The following is a 15,840-nucleotide window of genomic DNA, read 5'->3' on the forward strand; positions in this document are numbered from 1 at the left end:
AAGCGGTGGTCGGTCGTTGGCATGCTGGGTCCGCCCGGTAACATCAGCGCGGACGGGACCGCAACGTCGCCCGTGGATGCCCAACCCGGGCCGTATGAGAGGGGAGACGGGGCCGACTATGACGACGCCATCGATAGGTGAGCAGGAGCCCCAGGCGACTGTGCGTGAGCTTGAGTCGATGCTGGACGCGGTCACCGATCAGGCTTTGATCAAGATCAGCCCAAGTGGGCAGGTGGTTCGCTGGAGCCGCGCTGCCGCGTCGATGACGGGTTACACCGACGCCGAGGTGGTGGGGCGGTCGGTGTCGGTGCTGCACACCGCGGAGGACCGCGACGCCGGACTGCTGGATCAGGAACTGGCCGCGGCGCGCAAAGAGCGTCGGTGGAGTTTTGAGGGCTGGCGGATCCGCAAGGGGGGCGAGCGTTTCCTGGCCAGGGTCGCTCTGACGCCGGTTCTGGGCGAAGAGGGCGCAGTGACCGGCTTCATTCTGGCCCTGCGGGATGTCACTGAAAGTGCGCGGGCCGAGTCGCTGTTCCACGGTCTGCTGGAGTCGGCCCCGGACGCCATGGTGATCGTGGGCCCGGACGGGCGCATCGTACTGGTCAACCGACAGACCGAGACGCTGTTCGGCTTCGAACGCGGGGAACTGGTCGGCCGGGAGATAGAGGTGCTGGTACCGCCGCGGTACCGCGACCGCCACGTAGGCCACCGCAACGGCTTCCTCACCGGGCCCCGGCTGCGGCCGATGGGCGAGGGACTCCAGCTGTCCGGAATGCGCAGGGACGGCACGGAGTTCCCCCTCGAGATCAGCCTGAGCCCGCTCCAGACGGCCGAGGGTCTGCTGGTTGCCGCAGCGATCCGCGATGTCACCGAGCGCAGGGAGACCGAGCAGCGGCTGCAGCGCCAACGCGACGAGATCCTGGAGCTGTCCACGCCGGTGATCCAGGTGTGGGACAAGGTACTTGCGTTGCCGATCATCGGGACCTTGGACACCCTGCGAGCCACCCGGCTGACCGAGGGCCTGCTGGAGAAGATCGCCCAGACTCAGGCGGAGGTGGCGATCCTGGACATCAGCGGGGTGCCCACCATCGACACCCAGGTGGCTCAGCATCTGCTGAAGACCGTCCAGGCGGCTGCGCTGATGGGGGCGGTGAGCATTCTGAGCGGGGTGCGGCCGGAGACCGCGCAGTCCATGGTGCACCTGGGCATCGACATGGGGCGCCTGCGGTCGCGCAACACCTTGCAGGACGCGTTGCAACTGGCACTGGCGCTGCTGGCCGAGCGGGCCGGGACCGCCGAGACCGCCACCCGGGCGCTGTCCATGGGGGGTTCGCTGTGAGCGACGACGTCGTACCGGTGATGCGGATCGGTGACACGCTGCTGGTGGCGTTGCAGGGCGACCTGGACGACACGACCGTGGTCCAGATCGAGGAGCAGCTCACCCGGGAGGTCGCGCGCACCGGTGCATCCGGGATGTTGATCGATGTGAGCCGGCTGAGCATGGTCGATTCGTTCATCGCACGGGTGCTGGCGCGAATCGTGGCGATGATCCGGCTACTGGGAGCCCAAGCCGCGATCGTGGGAATTCAGCCCGCGGTGGCCATCACACTGGTGGAACTGGGTGTCCCGATGGGCCATTTGGACACGGCGCTCAACGCCGAGCAGGGCCTGGCACTGCTGCAGCGGCTGCGCCGCGCCGAGAACGGTGCGGTCCGGCTGTGACCTGGAACACCACAACGGACGCGGAGCCGGCCGTCTTCGCGATCGCCCATGAGGCCGATCTGATCCGGGTCCGCAAGGTCCTGCGTGCCGAGGCCGAGGCAGTGGGTCTGGGCCTGGTCGACGCGACCAAACTGATCACGGCCGGAAGCGAGTTGGCTCGTAACATCCTCAACTACGCCACCGGGGGCCGCGGCCGGATCCGCGCCGAGCAGGTGTACGAGCAGGGGCGCCGGGGAGTGCGAGTCACCTTCGCCGACGACGGTCCGGGCATCGCCGACATCGAGGCGGCGATGACCGACGGCTTCAGCACCAAGGGCAGCCTGGGCCTGGGCCTGCCGGGGTCGCGACGGCTGGTGGACGACCTGACCCTCACATCGGGCGCCGACTCGGGCACGACCGTGGTGATCGTGAAGTGGCAGCGGTGACCGGGGTGCGGCAATGAGCGAGAACGAACACCGCCTCCACGCAATCGAGGCAGAGGAGGACGTGGGCGCCCTGCGCCGGGCGGTCGCCCGGATGGCAGTCGGCCAGCACGGCCTTCCTGCGGGCGTGGCCGAGTTGGTGGCCACCGAGCTCGGCACCAACCTCGTGAGGCATGCCCACCCCGGGGGATACGTGCTGGCCCGCAGGGCCGCAGACGGGATCGAGCTCATCTCTGTCGACCGCGGCCCGGGAATGACCGCGGCGTCCCTCACTCCCCCGGTGGACCTGGTGCCGTCCTCGAATCGTCGTGGCGGTCTGAATGCCGGGTTGGGCGTCGTACGGCGCAACTCCGTCGAGTTCGACTGGTACTCCACCCGGGGAGGCACGGTCGTCTACGCCCGGCTGGGCGCCAACCCCTCAGGCACAGCAGGTCGTTGGTGTTTCGGCGGAGTCAATGTCCCGCTGGGCGGTGACGGCGAGTCCGGAGACGCGTGGTCGGTCACGCCTGGCGAGCGGCTGACCGCCCTGGTCGTCGACGGCCTCGGCCACGGCGCCGGTGCTGCCTTGGCGGCGAGCGCCGCGATCACCACGTTCGAGCACGGCCCGGTCACCGCCCTCGACCACTTCATCCAGCGAGCCCATCAGGCGATGCGCGCCACCCGGGGCGGTGTCCTGGGCGCGTGCGTCATCGACCCCGAGGACGGCGAGCTCAGCTATGCGGCGGTCGGCAACATCACCGGACGGATCATCACCAACGGTCACCGCTCGGTCCATCTACTGGACCGCCCGGGCACCCTCGGTACCCATCTCCCCGTTCCGCGCACACACCTCCAGCACTGCCGCTGGCAACCCGGCTCGACCCTGGTGCTGACGTCCGACGGGATCCGCTCCGGCTGGAACCTGGAAGACCACCCCCGCCTGCTGGAGCACCACCCGGCGATCATCGCCGCGGTCGTGCACCGCGACCACGCACGGCCCTCTGACGACGCCACCGTGCTCGTGGTCCGCGACCGCAACGGCATGTCATGATGATGCCCGGCATATGACGGACGACGGAGGACAGTTGGCCATCGGAGAGCTCCGCGACACCCAGCCCGCCGACAGCGCGGAGCTGATCGCCGACCTGCGCCAGGAGCTCGACGACACCAACCGGGGCCTGATCGCGCTGCACACCGAACTCGAGGCGGCCCAGCGCGCGGCGTCCCGGCTCGCGGCCATCGTGACGTCTTCGAACGACGCCATGATCTGCGTCGATCCTGCGCCCACCCACCTCGTCCAGACCTGGAACCCGGGCGCTCAACGCCTGTTCGGCCATACCGAGCAGCAGATCGTCGGGCAGCCGGCCGACGTACTCCTGCCCGGTGGGGCGATGGACGCCCTCCACGCCGCAGTGGCGGAGATCCGCGCCGGTGGACGCGCCGAGCCGCACGAGACCCGGTGGCGCCGATCGGACGGCACCGAGGTCGATGTGGCCGTCACCGTCTCGGCGATGTCCGGCGCCGACGGCACGTTGATCGGCTTCTCCACCGTGGCACGGGACATCACCGCGCAGCTCGCCGCCCAGGCCGAGCTGGCCGCCGCCCGTGCCGAACGCGAGGTACAGGGGGATCGCGACCGTATTGCCCGCGACATGCACGACCTCGTCATCCAGCGGCTGTTCGGCGGCGCCTTGACACTGGAGTCCACCCTGGGCCTGCTTGCCGACCGGCCGCAGGTGGGTAACCGGGTCCGGCGGGTCAGAGACGACCTGGACGACACCATCCGGGTCATCCGCTCCATGATCTATGCCCTGCGCGAGCAGAAGCAGGACAGGGACGGCAAGGGTCTGCGCTCGCGACTGGTGGCAACCACCGACCGGGCCACCGAGACGCTCGGCTTCGCCCCGGCGCTGCGGATGACCGGCCTCCTGGACACCGACGTGTCCACCGAGTTCGCCGACCAACTGCTGGCCGTGCTGGGCGAGGCCCTTTCCAATGCGGCCCGGCACGCCCACGCCACCGCCGTCGACGTCAGTGTCGAAGTCACCGCCGCGGATCTGTGCCTGCGAGTGAGCGACAACGGCCGGGGCATCGACCCGGCCGTCACGCGCCGCAGCGGACTGGCGAACCTGCGCTCGCGTGCCGAGGAACTGGGCGGCACCTTCGCCCTCGTCGCGAACCAGCCGGCCGGCACCGTTCTCGAATGGATCGTCCCCCTCAGCGGCAGTCACAGCTGACCGGACGTCCCTGACGCGACCGGCACTCGCTGACGATGTGCCGACCACCATCGCGCAACGGCGTATGTTCGCGCACGACGGGGATGCCTCCAGCTGATGGCCCGCAACAAGGGTGGGCACGTCCACCCGCCGCCTACCTAGCCGCTGTTGGTGCGCTGGAAGGTGAGTTCGGACCGCTCGGAATCCGCCCCACCGCGGGCAACTGCTGGGCCGGACAAGGCAGGCCGGATCGGCTGCCGGTGACCGCCGGCAGTCCCCCTTCCCGGGCCTTACATCCCGGCGGCGGGCGGTGGGCCGGGGCCGTTCGAGTGAGGCACAGGACGGGCAGGGACCACCGGCCCGTTCCCCTTGCAGAATGTGGCCTGTTCGGCCCTGCGGAGGATCCGGCCGCGGGGCGACGATGAAGGCCGACCGCCCGCCGGCGGTCGGTGAAGCCGGCAGACTCCGAGGAGAGCGCAGCCATGTCCGACACCCCCAGTTCGGCCCCCGGTGGACCGTCCGACGAGGAGGTCTGGGCGCTCGACGCCCACTGGCGGGCCGCCAACTACCTCGCGGCGGGCCAGATCTACCTGATGGCCAACCCGCTGCTGCGCGAGCCGCTGCGCCCGGAGCACATCAAGCCCCGCTTGCTGGGCCACTGGGGCACCTCGCCCGGCCTGAACCTGGTCCACACCCACCTCAACCGCGTGATCAAGGCCCGGGGCCTGGACGCGGTCTGCGTCTGGGGACCCGGGCACGGCGGGCCCGCCGTGCTGGCGAACTCCTGGCTCGACGGCAGCTACACCGAGACCTACCCGAGCGTCACCCGGGACGCGGACGGCATGGCCCGGCTGTTCCGGCAGTTCTCCTTCCCCGGCGGCGTGCCCAGCCACGTCGCCCCCGAGACACCGGGTTCCATCCACGAGGGCGGAGAACTCGGCTACGCGCTGTCGCACGCCTACGGCGCCGCCTTCGACAACCCAGGCCTGCTGGTCGCCTGCGTCATCGGCGACGGCGAGGCCGAGACCGGACCTCTGGCGGCCTCCTGGCACGGCAACAAGTTCCTCGACCCGGTGAACGACGGCGCCGTCCTGCCGATCCTGCACCTCAACGGCTACAAGATCGCCAACCCGACCGTCCTGGCCCGGCTGCCCGAGGCGGAACTCGACGCACTCCTGCGCGGCTACGGCCACGACCCGCTGTACGTCACCGGCGAGGACCCGCTCACCGTCCACCGGGCGATGGCCGAGGCCATGGACACCGCACTGGAGCGGATCGCCGCCCTCCAGCACGAGGCCCGCGCCGAGGGCAGCACCCGCCGACCGTACTGGCCCCTCATCGTGCTGCGCACCCCCAAGGGCTGGACCGGCCCGGCCGTGGTGGACGGACTGCCGGTCGAGGGCACCTGGCGCGCTCACCAGGTCCCGCTCGACCAGGTCCGCGACAACCCCGCGCACCTGCGGCAGTTGGAGGAGTGGCTGCGCTCCTACCGGCCGGAGGAACTCTTTGACGAGAACGGCCACCCGGCGGCGCCGGTCCTCGACTGCGTCCCCGAAGGCCAACGTCGCCTCGGCGCCAACCCGCACGCCAACGGCGGCCTGCTGCTGCGCGACCTGCCGATGCCGCCGCTGGAGCGCTACGCCGTACCCGTGGACAAGCCCGGCGCCACTCTGCACGAGCCGACCCGGGTCCTGGGCGACCTGCTGGCCCAGGTGATGGCAGACACCGCCGAGCGCCGCGACTTCCGTCTGGTCGGCCCGGACGAGACCGCCTCCAACCGGCTCCAGGCCGTCTACGCGGCCACCGGCAAGGCCTGGCAGGCGCAGACCCTGCCCGTCGACGAACACCTCGCCCCCGACGGCCGGGTCATGGAGATCCTCTCCGAACACACCTGCCAGGGCTGGCTGGAGGGCTACCTCCTCACCGGCCGCCACGGCCTGTTCTCCTGCTACGAGGCCTTCGTCCACATCGTCGACTCCATGGTCAACCAGCACATCAAGTGGCTGCGCACCACCCGTGCCCTGCCCTGGCGCGCCCCCATCGCCTCGCTCAACTACCTGCTCACCTCGCACGTATGGCGCCAGGACCACAACGGCTTCTCGCACCAGGACCCCGGCTTCGTCGACCACGTCCTCAACAAGAGCCCCGAAGCCGTCCGGGTCTACTTCCCGCCGGACGCCAACACCCTGCTCGCCACCGCCGACCACGTCCTGCGCAGCCGCGACTACGTCAACGTCGTGGTCGCCGGCAAGCAGCCCTGCTTCGACTGGCTCACCCTCGACCAGGCCCGCGTCCACTGCGCCCGGGGCGCCGGGATCTGGGAGTGGGCCGGTACCGAGGACGGCACCCGCGAACCCGACGTCGTGCTCGCCTGCGCCGGGGACGTTCCCACCCAGGAGGTCCTCGCGGCCGCCCAGCTGCTCCGTAGCCATCTGCCCGACCTGGCCGTCCGAGTGGTCAACGTGGTCGACCTGGCCCGGCTGATGCCCTCCGAGGAGCACCCGCACGGCATGCCCGACGCGGAGTTCGACGCCCTGTTCGGCCGCGACCGACCGGTGATCTTCGCCTATCACGGCTACCCGTGGCTGATCCACCGCCTCGCCTACCGCCGCGCCGTCCACCCCCACCTGCACGTGCGCGGGTACAAGGAGTCGGGCACCACCACGACGCCCTTCGACATGGTGGTCCGCAACGACCTCGACCGCTACCGGCTCGTCATGGACGTCATCGACCGGGTGCCCGGCCTCGCCGTCCGGGCCGCCGCCCTGCGCCAGGAGATGGCCGACCGGCGCTCCCGCCACCACGACTGGATTCGGGAGCACGGCACCGACCTGCCCGAGATCACCGACTGGACCTGGTAGGGCTGACGTGGAACCAGGGGGGCCGACCGTCAGGAGACCAGCACCGTGGACCTACCCGTCGCCGTCGGAGTGGACGGCTCCGACCCCAGCCTGGCCGCCGCCGACTGGGCCGCCCGCGAGGCGCTGCTGCTCGGCCGCGCGCTGCGCGTCCTGCACGCCCCGCCCCTGACGCCCCAGCTGCTCCCCGGCCGGCCCGCCGGGCGCCTGCCGGACCCTGATGCCCTGTTGCACGAGGTCTGCCATGTTCTGGCGGTGCGGTACCCCCGGTTGGAGATCCGCTCCGACGAGGTCCACGACCTCGCCCCCGCGGCGCTGCTGGCCGCGGGGGAGGACGCCGAACTGCTCGTCGTCGCCGCCCGCGGTACCGGCGGCTTCCCGGATCTGCGGGTCGGGTCCACCGCCCTGCACCTGGCCGCCCGGGCCGGCTGCCCGACCGTGGTGCTGCCGGTGGACCCGCCGGGCCCGGATCCGCGCGAGCAGATCGTGCTCGGGCTGGACGCCCGCCGACCCGCCGAGGCGGCCCTGGAGTTCGCCTTCGCCGCCGCGCACCGCCACGGACTGCCGCTGCGGGTCGTGCACGCCTCGGCCACCGGCCTGCCGGACGACGAGGCCGGACTCCTCGCCCGCGTCCTCGCACCGTGGCAGGCCGCCCACCCCGAGGTCGAGGCCGTCCCGGAGAGCACAGGCGCGGGAGCGGGCCCGGCACTGGTGGAGGCGTCGGCCAAGGCCCGACTGCTGGTGCTGGGCAGGCGGCCCGTGCTCCTGGTCGGCGCGCTCGGCCCGGTCGGCCACGCCGTCCTGCACCACACGCTCTGCCCGGTCGCCGTCGTCCCGGACGCGTGAGCGGGACCTTCGGGCCGTACCGGAGGGCTGCTCGGCCTCTGTGACCGCCCCGGGGCGACCGCGAGTCCGTTCCGGAGACCCCGGGTCGCTCGCAGCCGTGCCGCGGCCGTCGAACGAGGAAGAAACGTCGTCATGACGCACGCCGTAGTGGTCGGAGTCGACGGATCGGAACCGAGCAAGGCCGCGGCCGCATGGGCCGCTCAGCAGGCCGGCCGCTGCGGATGATCCACGCCGGCGCGGCGGAGGCGTTCGCACCCAGGGAGCCCGACGGCGGCGGTGAGTCCCTTCCGCAGCCGGTGCTCGCCATGCGGGACCACATCGCGCGCGTGCTGCCGGGCCTGGAGATCACCTGTCGGCACGTCCCCGGCAATCCGGCGTACGCGCTGGTCGCCGCCGGCGGGCGGGACAGCCTGCTGGTCGTCGGCTCACGCGGATCGGGCGGGCTCACCGGCCTGCTGGTCGGCTCGATCGCGCTGCGCACGGTGGCGCGTGCCCACTGCCCCGTGGTTGTGGTGCGAGCCGGGGCGGACGGAGCGGCGGGCGACTCCGGTGATGTGGTGGTCGGGCTGGACAGCGCTCCGCCCAGCGGCGAGGTACTCGCCTTCGCCTTCGAACAGGCCGCCGCGCGGGCCGCGACGCTTCGGGCGCTCGAGAACCGCACGCTTCCTGCCGGGCCCTACCTGACGGAGGCCTCGGTGGGGCAGCCTGAGATCAGGGACTCCCTGGCGGCGGCGGAGCCGGTGCGTCGCCAGGACGCGCTCGCGCCCTGGCGCGAGAAGTTCCCCCAGGTGCGCGTCGAGGCCGAGGTGACGGCCTGGCCGGCCGGACGGGCGCTGGTGGAGGCGTCGCGGGGAGCCTCGTTGACGGTGGTGGGCCGTCGGACGTCGGGGCTGCACCCGGCCGCACCCTGGTCGGGCGGTGTAACGCATACCGTCCCGCACCACGCGCACTGCCCGGTCGCGGTCGTCCCGCACGACTGATCCGTCCGCACCGAGGTGGCCGTGGTACCGACGCTGGGCGTGGGCGCGGGCAACGTCCCGGCGTACGTCGAGCCGAGCGCGGACCTGAAGCGGGCGGTGAACGACGTCGTGCTGTCCAAGTCCTTCGACAACGGCATGATCTGCGCCTCCGAACAGGCCGTCGTCCTGGATGCGGAGATCCGCGACGCCGCGCTCACCGAGTTCCGCAGGCTCAAGGCGCACCACGCGAGCGCCGAGGAGAAGGCGCTGCTGGAGCGGTACCTGTTCGGCGCCGGCGACGGGACGGCCTGTGCGGGCGGTCGGCTGAACGCGGACGCGGTGGGCCGCTCGGCGGCACAGGTGGCCTCGGCAAGGACCTCCACCTGCGCTTCGTCCTCGTCCCCGGCCTGACGGGGCGCGCTGAGCCGGAAACCGCCGGAGCCGGCGACACCTGCCCCGGCGGGGCGGTGCCGCCGGCTCCGGCAGCGGGGCCTCGGCGTGCGGTGCTTCCGGGACGGCGGTGGGGGCTCAGCGGAGCCAGGCGTGCTCGCGGACGACCGGGAGAGCGGCCCAGCGGCGCCCCAGCCCCCAGGTGTCGCCGGCGCCGAGGGCGGCCAGCGCGAGGAGCAGCAGAGCGTAGACGACGTGGTAGTCGACGAGGGGGTTGTTGGAGCCGCTGGCGGCGCCGTTGGCGAGGTGGCGGGCGGGCGGCCACTCGGCGGCCCACATCAGGGCCAGCAGCAGGGTGCCGCCACCGGCGGCGACGCGCATCCCGACGCCGCCGACGAAGGCGAGGCCGATGCCGAGCAAGCCGAGCATGAACAGCCAGTCGGCCCAGTCCTGCCCGGCCCAGGCGTGGAAGGTGGACTGGAGCGGACCGGCCGAGACGTGGCTGAGGAAGCCCTTCGTCGGGGAGCCGCCGTTGAGCCAGGAGCCGGCCTCTCCGGTGGCGTAGCCGAGGCCGAACGTCTTGTCGAGGAAAGCCCAGAGGAAGACGGAGCCGACGGTGATCCTGGCGCCCGCGACCGCGAGCCCCGCCCCGGTGGTCAGGGCGACGGTGCCTGATGCCTCCCCGGAGCGCCGGGTCGCGACCGGGCGCCGGCCCGTGGTGAGACGGTGGGTGAACCGGGGGAGGTGCGGGTGGTGGACGGCCATGGCGAGCTCTCCTTGTCGATTTCCACGGTGGATCGGTCGTTTTGTGGTGCTGGGACAGGACCATCGGCCAGGCCCCGAGGTGCCGGAGCCGGGTCGTGCGGGTGGATCGGAGAGGCGGTCGGTGCCCGCCTCTCCGGTGTGAGCCGGTCGGGCTACTTGCGGTGCATGGTGTGCAGGGCCTGGCCAAGGACGTGCGGGTCGTGGTCGCCCTTGTAGACGGCCGGGGGCTGCCGGTCGAGGTCGAGGAGCTGTGCGACGGCGGTCCAGGCGGTGCGTACGGAGTACTCGACGGTGAAGACGACATCGTCGGGTACCTCGGCGTACTGGCCGATGAAGGCGAGGTTGGTGGAGCCCTTCGGGACCACCTGGGGCCGGTCGCCGTTGCTCCGTACCAGGAACTGGCTGGTGATGTACGGCATCAGGCAGGGGACGGCGGTCGAGGTTCCCGCGATCTTCTCGGCAGTGTCGGGATCGACGGCCAAGTGCTGGAGGACCTCCTGGAGGATCTCCGCGCCGCTGCACTCCCGCATCGGCTTCTGGACGAAGGTGCCGGGCTTGTCGGGGAAGAGGCCGTAGCCCCACCACACGGATACGTCCTCGGGCTGCTGCTGGTAGACCGGCTGGCGGTTGACGACGACGGTGAGCAGCCACGGGGAGTCGGTGAGGGTGAGCAGGCCGCCGCGGCCGGTCGGGCGGCCGGTGAACGTCTCCATCCAGTCGAGGAAGGCGGGGTCCTTGGCAGTGACGGTGAAGGACTCCCAGGTGGAGTCCTTGGGGCTGCGGTCGAACACCTCGGGGTGGCCGAAGTCCTCGCGCCCGCGGGCGATCCGGTGCCACAGCAGGAAGGAGTCGGGGCTGAGGGAGGTGTCCGGACCGTGCGGCGGGGCGGTGTGGGAGCCGAGGACGGAGTCGGCGGTCATCGAGCCGTTGGTGACGAACACGAGGTCGTCCTCGGCGACGGGGAGGTCGGCGTGCGCGCCTGCGAAGTGGATGCGCTCGACGCTCGTGCCCGGCCCGCTCCGGAAGGCCAGGTCCGCGACCCGGCGGCCGATGTGGATGTGGACCCCCTGCTCCAGGAGCCAGGCCGTGAGCGGCCGGATGATCGAGTCGTACTGGTTGTAGCGGGTCCGGTAGATCCCGGACATCGTCTCGAACTCCGGGAAGAGGTGGACGAAGCGCTTGAGGTAGCGCCGGAACTCGATGGCGCTGTGCCACGGCTCGAACGCGAAGGTGGTGCACCACATGTACCAGAAGTCGGTGGTGAAGAAGCCCTCGTCGAAGCAGTCGGTGATGCGCTTGCCGTCCAGCAGCCGCTCGGGCGTGGCCAGGCACTTGACCAGTTCGAGCCGGTGGTGTTCGGAGAATCCCATGGCGTGTCCGTCGCAGATCTCGCCACCTGCGCGCACCAGGCGGGCGGTGTCGTCCCAGGGGGATTCGTCGTGCGAGTCGAAGATGTCCTGGGTGGCCGACTTCGACGGGTCGTCCAGCGACGGAATGCCGGACAACAGGTCGAACGTGCAGCGGAACTGCGCCTCGAACATCCGGCCGCCGCGCATCGTGTACCCCGCCTCCGGCGTACCGCCCGCGTCCAGGCTGCCGCCGACTTCCTCCTGCCCCTCGTAGACGTGGATGTCGCCGCCGGCGAAACCCGCGTCCCGGATGAGGAAGGCTGCTGCGGACAGGGCGGCGATGCCGCCTCCGACCAGATGGGCCTTGGGCATCGGATGTCTCCTCAACTGTCGTGCACTGAACCGCCATCGGCTGGATGAGTGGCGATCCCGGCGATTGGCGCCGGGCGATCGAGTCCGTCGATCGGGGGTGCGGACGACAGCTTGCCCCCGGGCCGGCCGACGGGTCGTTGGGCCGTTGGGCGCCGGTGGTGGAACGACGGTCCCGATGGCGTCCCGGATTCACGGGACCGGCGGACCGTGACCTTCGGGCCCTACCGCTGGGCAACGTGGACCCTGCCGAACCTCAGTGCGGGAAGGAAGGGCTGATCGGGCGGACAGCTACCTCAGGAGCCGAGGAGGAGACCGATGAACAGTCCCGGACCGATCCTTGCCGTACCCACGCCCGTGCCCGTGTCCGTGCCCACGCCCGTGCCCACGCCCACGCCCGTGCCCACGCCCACGCCCGTGCCCGTGTCCCAGTCCCCGTCCGGGCCTGTGGTCGTCGGCCTCGGTCGCTCCGCGGCCGGCCGAGGAGCCCTGACCTGGGCGGCGGACGAGTCCGCCCGCACCGGCCGGGTGCTGCGGCTGGTCCATGTCCTGGAGCGGCCGCAGACCGATCCGGACGAGGACACCCCGCGACCGCTGGACGATCACCTCCGGGTCGGGGCCACATCGTCCTGGCACAGGCACGCAAGCTCGTCGAGCAGTGGCACCCCTGCCTGGAGACCGGGACCCGCGCGGTCGACGGGCCGCGGGCGCGCGGGCTGCTGGAGCAGGCCGCGGACGCCTCGCTCCTGGTCGTCGGAGCCAAGCGCAGGCCGGTTGTCGAGCAGGTGCTCTCGCTCCCGCCGATCGGCGTCCCGCTCAGCTCCCACGCCCCCTGCCCGGTGGCGGTCGTCCGCGAGACGGCGGACACCGCCGCGAATGCCCCCAGGCCGCTGGTCGTCGTCGGAGTGGACGGATCGCCGGACTCCCCGGCGGCTCTGGAACTTGCCTTCGCGCAGGCCGGGGCACACGGTGCCGTGCTGCGCGGTCCAGGTCTGCCGGGCCCGGTCGGGGCGGACCTCCGCCACGCGCACGGCGGATCCGGGCCGGGCTGAGGCCGAACTGCACCGGGCAACCGGCGAGTTGCGCAAGGGTGATCGAGTCGAGGTCGAACACGAGGTGGTGTTCGGACATTCTGTGGGAGCACTGCTGGGCGAGGCCGCTCGGGGCCTGTGTCTCGTCGTCGGCTCGCGGGGCCTCGGCGGCCTCCGGGGGCTGCTCCTCGGGTCGGTGAGCCACGCTCCGGTCGAGACGCGGAGTGTCCACTGATCGTCGTCCCCCCGCGCAAGGGGCGCTGAGGGGCATGGCGCGGATTCCGGCCTCGGCCGCACACGCGGTCCGGGCGGGACGGCGGCCCCCAGACCGCACCGCACGGCATTCCCTTCGGCAAGGAACTCACGGCCCTGTGCCGGGCAAGGGCCGGCCTGAAGGTCCCGGCCTCCGGACCCGTTCGGTCCTTCGCAACAGTCGCTGCAATGCCGATGGTTGAGACCGACGAGAATACGAAGGAGAAGACACGTGAGCGAGCAGACCGGACCGGAACAGCGGATCGTGGTCGGTGTCGACGGATCGCCGGCATCGGTCGACGCGCTCCGGTGGGCCGTCGGCCAGGCCGCCTGCGGGGCGCCGTGGTGGAGGCCCTGATCGCGTGGCAGCATCCGGTGGCCACCGGGTGGACGGTGCCGATCGAGTCCTACGCGGACTTTCCGGGCATCGCACGGAAGACCCTCGACGACAGCGTCAGCGAGGCGACCGGTTCCGACGCCCCGGTCGAGATCAGGACCTGGGTGCAGGAGGGGGGCGCCGCCGAGCGCCTGCTGGACGCGGCCCGCGGCGCCGAACTCCTGGTCGTCGGCAGCCGGGGCCACGGCGGTTTCACCGGCGCCCTGCTCGGCTCGGTCGGCCAGCACTGCGTCCACCACGCGCCCTGCCCGGTCGTCGTGGTCCGCCACCCCAAGGACTGACGCGCACACCCCGTAACCGCCGCGCGGCCGTGCCGCCGACCTGAAAGGAGCGAACCGACCATGCGACACCGGATCGGGGAGAACTGATGACGTCGGCCGTCGCACGTGAAGCCCGACACCGGCTTCAAGGAGATCGCCCGGCTGCTCGCCGAGCACGACATCACCGCCGTGCCCGTCCTGGACCACGAGGACCGGCCGCTCGGCGTGGTCTCCGAGGGCAACCTGCTGCTCAACGAGGCGGCCCAGGAGGACCCCGCAGGACTGCCGCTCACCCCGGACCCGCCGCCCCGCGAGCGCGCCCGCAGCCGGGCGACCACCGCTGTGGGCCTGATGACCGGCCCGGCCGTGTGCGCGCGCCCGGAGTGGACGGTCGTCGAGGCCGCCCGACTGATACAGAGCGAGCGCGTCAAGCGTCTGCCCGTTGTCGACGAGGCCGGCCGCCTGGTGGGCATCCTCAGCCGCAGCGACCTGCTCCGCGTGTTCCTCCGCCACGACGGGGCCATCCGCGAGGAGATCCGGGCCGAGGTCCTGCGCCGCACCCACCTGCCGGGATCCGGCACCGGCCGCCGTCGAGGACTTCGACGGCGGCCGACCGGTACGTTCGCGCCCGGAGGAAGATCATTTTCCCGAGCCGCCCTCCAAGCAGCACCGATCGGTCGGGGTCCCTCTGTCGCAACTGCCCGAGCGCAGGGCCTCGATTGCTGGAGAAAGCCACCGGCGGGAGGATCGCCCCCAGGCTCGCAACCTGGCCCGACAGTGCCCGGTGTCGGCCTGGCGGGCCGTCAGAAAAGTCAGCAAAAACTCAGCATTCATCCGCCCGCAGCCTGCAAAACCTGCCCATACATGGGAATCGACCTGTGCTGGCAAGCTCTGCGGAGGTCCCCGTCCCCGGTACCCGTCGGCGCTGACGGCCGCGCCGAAAGCGGTCGCGGAGCACCCCCTCGTGGACTGTGTCCGCGACCGTCTGTAGGAGGCGTTTTAGCAGGTCAGAAGCGGTTTCCACGGGCCTTGAGGGCCACGTTCGGCAGCTCCGGAGCGGGCAGCCGGTCGCCCGGGTAACCCTGGACCTCGCCGAACCGAACCCCCTTCTCCCAGTCGGTTCGTGCTTGGACGATCTCCTCACCGGATCGGCCGATGAAGTTCCACCACATGACGATCTGTTCGTCGAAGGGGGTGCCGCCGAGGAGGATCAGGCGGGCGGGGGTGGGGGAGGGGTTGGTGAGGCTGAGGGTGGTGGCGCCGGGCGGGAGGTAGCCGAGGTCGGCGGGGTGCAGGGGGGTGCCGGCGAAGGTGATGTCGCCCTGGTCGACGAGGAGGCCGTGCTCGAAGGCGGGGTCAACGTCGAGGGTGAGGGTGGCGCCCGGGTCGAGGACGAGTTCGGCGCCCAGGAGCGGGCTGAAGGTGGGAACGGGGGAGGTGTCGCCGGCCAGCGTGCCGAGGAAGACGCGGGCCTCGGCGCTGTCGAGGGCGACGGGGCTGGGGACGTGGTGGTGGAAGTCCCGGGCGGTGTGGCGGTGTTCGTCGGGGAGCGCGACCCACAGCTGGACGCCGTGCAGAACGCTGGTGGCGGCCGTGGAGGTCTCGGAGTGGGCGATGCCCCGACCGGCCGTCATGAGGTTGAGCTCGCCGGGGCGGACGAAGGCGTGCACGCCAAGGCTGTCGCGGTGCTCGATCTCGCCGCTGAACAGCCAGCTGACGGTCTGCAGGCCGATGTGCGGGTGAGGGGCGACGTCCATCCCGCCGGTGGTGGCGACGTCGTCGGGGCCGTAGTGGTCGATGAAGCACCAGGCGCCGATCAGGGTGCGCTCGCGCTGGGGGAGAGTGCGGCGGACGGTCATCGCGCGCGGCCCGCCGAGCGGGACGTCCCGCGGCGGGAGGACCCGGACGGTGGCCGGGCGGGGCCCGTTCTCGGTGGTGCTCATGGTGGTGCTCCCTCCCGTGCCGTCCGGAGACCGGAGTCTCCGTGCGGCCCGTTCCACAAATCGTTTCAGCTTCAACTATTAT

The 15,840-nt window shown here is 71.7% G+C and carries 15 protein-coding genes and 2 pseudogenes; 14 read left to right on the forward strand and 3 right to left on the reverse strand.

The features are described 5' to 3' along the window. Positions 1–160: 160 nt before the first annotated feature. The 10 genes and pseudogenes from ACFV18_RS14375 to ACFV18_RS14420 all read left to right on the forward strand — a co-directional run bounded on the left by ACFV18_RS14375 (position 161) and on the right by ACFV18_RS14420 (position 9,413). Complete coding sequence (locus tag ACFV18_RS14375; RefSeq protein WP_380482922.1) at positions 161–1,339, forward strand: PAS domain S-box protein; 1,179 nt, start codon at positions 161–163, stop codon at positions 1,337–1,339. A 20-nt stretch (positions 1,340–1,359) separates the two neighbouring features. Further along, positions 1,360–1,722: an STAS domain-containing protein gene (locus tag ACFV18_RS14380; RefSeq protein WP_380483145.1), complete on the forward strand. Its 363-nt coding sequence runs from the start codon at positions 1,360–1,362 to the stop codon at positions 1,720–1,722. Continuing rightward, positions 1,719–2,147, forward strand: coding sequence for an anti-sigma regulatory factor (locus ACFV18_RS14385; protein WP_380482924.1), 429 nt, complete (start codon positions 1,719–1,721; stop codon positions 2,145–2,147). The genes ACFV18_RS14380 and ACFV18_RS14385 overlap by 4 nt, the downstream gene beginning before the upstream one ends. Before the next feature lie 13 nt (positions 2,148–2,160). Continuing rightward, complete coding sequence (locus ACFV18_RS14390) at positions 2,161–3,174, forward strand: SpoIIE family protein phosphatase (protein ID WP_380482926.1); 1,014 nt, start codon at positions 2,161–2,163, stop codon at positions 3,172–3,174. Positions 3,175–3,208: 34 nt separating this feature from the next. After that, positions 3,209–4,360, forward strand: a complete 1,152-nt coding sequence (locus ACFV18_RS14395) for a PAS domain S-box protein (RefSeq protein WP_380482928.1) — start codon at positions 3,209–3,211, stop codon at positions 4,358–4,360. A gap of 164 nt (positions 4,361–4,524) precedes the next feature. Beyond that, a pseudogene (locus ACFV18_RS14400) lies at positions 4,525–4,605 on the forward strand (IS630 family transposase); the annotation flags it as partial. 216 nt (positions 4,606–4,821) lie between these two features. Next, complete coding sequence (locus ACFV18_RS14405) at positions 4,822–7,200, forward strand: phosphoketolase (RefSeq protein WP_380482930.1); 2,379 nt, start codon at positions 4,822–4,824, stop codon at positions 7,198–7,200. A 45-nt stretch (positions 7,201–7,245) separates the two neighbouring features. Then, positions 7,246–8,043: a universal stress protein gene (locus ACFV18_RS14410; RefSeq protein WP_380482931.1), complete on the forward strand. Its 798-nt coding sequence runs from the start codon at positions 7,246–7,248 to the stop codon at positions 8,041–8,043. Between the two features lie 191 nt (positions 8,044–8,234). Next, the gene (locus ACFV18_RS14415) at positions 8,235–9,023 is read left to right on the forward strand and encodes a universal stress protein (RefSeq protein ID WP_380482933.1); all 789 of its coding nucleotides are present in this window, start codon (positions 8,235–8,237) and stop codon (positions 9,021–9,023) included. 21 nt (positions 9,024–9,044) lie between these two features. Continuing rightward, complete coding sequence (locus ACFV18_RS14420) at positions 9,045–9,413, forward strand: hypothetical protein (protein ID WP_380482935.1); 369 nt, start codon at positions 9,045–9,047, stop codon at positions 9,411–9,413. 117 nt (positions 9,414–9,530) lie between these two features. Here ACFV18_RS14420 and ACFV18_RS14425 read toward each other — a convergent pair whose 3' ends face one another. Next, positions 9,531–10,157, reverse strand: coding sequence for a hypothetical protein (locus tag ACFV18_RS14425; RefSeq protein ID WP_380482936.1), 627 nt, complete (start codon positions 10,155–10,157; stop codon positions 9,531–9,533). A gap of 152 nt (positions 10,158–10,309) precedes the next feature. Further along, positions 10,310–11,878, reverse strand: coding sequence for an oleate hydratase (locus tag ACFV18_RS14430; RefSeq protein WP_380482938.1), 1,569 nt, complete (start codon positions 11,876–11,878; stop codon positions 10,310–10,312). Between the two features lie 44 nt (positions 11,879–11,922). Here ACFV18_RS14430 and ACFV18_RS14435 point away from each other — a divergent pair, with 44 nt between their 5' ends. From ACFV18_RS14435 to ACFV18_RS14450, 4 genes and pseudogenes are all read left to right on the forward strand, one after another. Beyond that, positions 11,923–12,927: a universal stress protein gene (locus ACFV18_RS14435; RefSeq protein ID WP_380482939.1), complete on the forward strand. Its 1,005-nt coding sequence runs from the start codon at positions 11,923–11,925 to the stop codon at positions 12,925–12,927. Further along, positions 12,845–13,141, forward strand: a complete 297-nt coding sequence (locus tag ACFV18_RS14440) for a universal stress protein (protein WP_380482941.1) — start codon at positions 12,845–12,847, stop codon at positions 13,139–13,141. Before ACFV18_RS14435 ends, ACFV18_RS14440 begins: the two co-directional genes overlap by 83 nt. Positions 13,142–13,390: 249 nt before the next feature. Further along, positions 13,391–13,836, forward strand: a pseudogene (locus tag ACFV18_RS14445) (universal stress protein). 105 nt (positions 13,837–13,941) lie between these two features. After that, positions 13,942–14,895 (forward strand): CBS domain-containing protein, encoded by a 954-nt coding sequence (locus ACFV18_RS14450; protein ID WP_380482943.1) that lies wholly within the window; start codon positions 13,942–13,944, stop codon positions 14,893–14,895. On the opposite strand, the gene ACFV18_RS14455 is transcribed toward ACFV18_RS14450, so the two are convergent. Then, complete coding sequence (locus ACFV18_RS14455; RefSeq protein WP_380482945.1) at positions 14,823–15,758, reverse strand: pirin family protein; 936 nt, start codon at positions 15,756–15,758, stop codon at positions 14,823–14,825. The genes ACFV18_RS14450 and ACFV18_RS14455 overlap by 73 nt on opposite strands. Positions 15,759–15,840: the final 82 nt, after the last annotated feature.

Source organism: Kitasatospora sp. NPDC059673, from assembly GCF_042734215.1.
In the GTDB taxonomy this organism is placed as follows: Bacteria; Actinomycetota; Actinomycetes; order Streptomycetales; family Streptomycetaceae; genus Kitasatospora.

What these genes read in the sequence shown, in the direction of transcription:
- ACFV18_RS14380 (WP_380483145.1), top strand. Translation starts at nt 1,360, where the DNA reads ATGCGGATCGGTGACACGCTGCTGGTGGCGTTGCAGGGCGACCTGGAC.
- ACFV18_RS14390 (WP_380482926.1), top strand. Translation starts at nt 2,161, where the DNA reads ATGAGCGAGAACGAACACCGCCTCCACGCAATCGAGGCAGAGGAGGAC.
- ACFV18_RS14405 (WP_380482930.1), top strand. Translation starts at nt 4,822, where the DNA reads ATGTCCGACACCCCCAGTTCGGCCCCCGGTGGACCGTCCGACGAGGAG.
- ACFV18_RS14415 (WP_380482933.1), top strand. Translation starts at nt 8,235, where the DNA reads ATGGGCCGCTCAGCAGGCCGGCCGCTGCGGATGATCCACGCCGGCGCG.
- ACFV18_RS14425 (WP_380482936.1), bottom strand. Translation starts at nt 10,157, where the DNA reads ATGGCCGTCCACCACCCGCACCTCCCCCGGTTCACCCACCGTCTCACC.
- ACFV18_RS14430 (WP_380482938.1), bottom strand. Translation starts at nt 11,878, where the DNA reads ATGCCCAAGGCCCATCTGGTCGGAGGCGGCATCGCCGCCCTGTCCGCA.
- ACFV18_RS14435 (WP_380482939.1), top strand. Translation starts at nt 11,923, where the DNA reads ATGAGTGGCGATCCCGGCGATTGGCGCCGGGCGATCGAGTCCGTCGAT.
- ACFV18_RS14455 (WP_380482945.1), bottom strand. Translation starts at nt 15,758, where the DNA reads ATGAGCACCACCGAGAACGGGCCCCGCCCGGCCACCGTCCGGGTCCTC.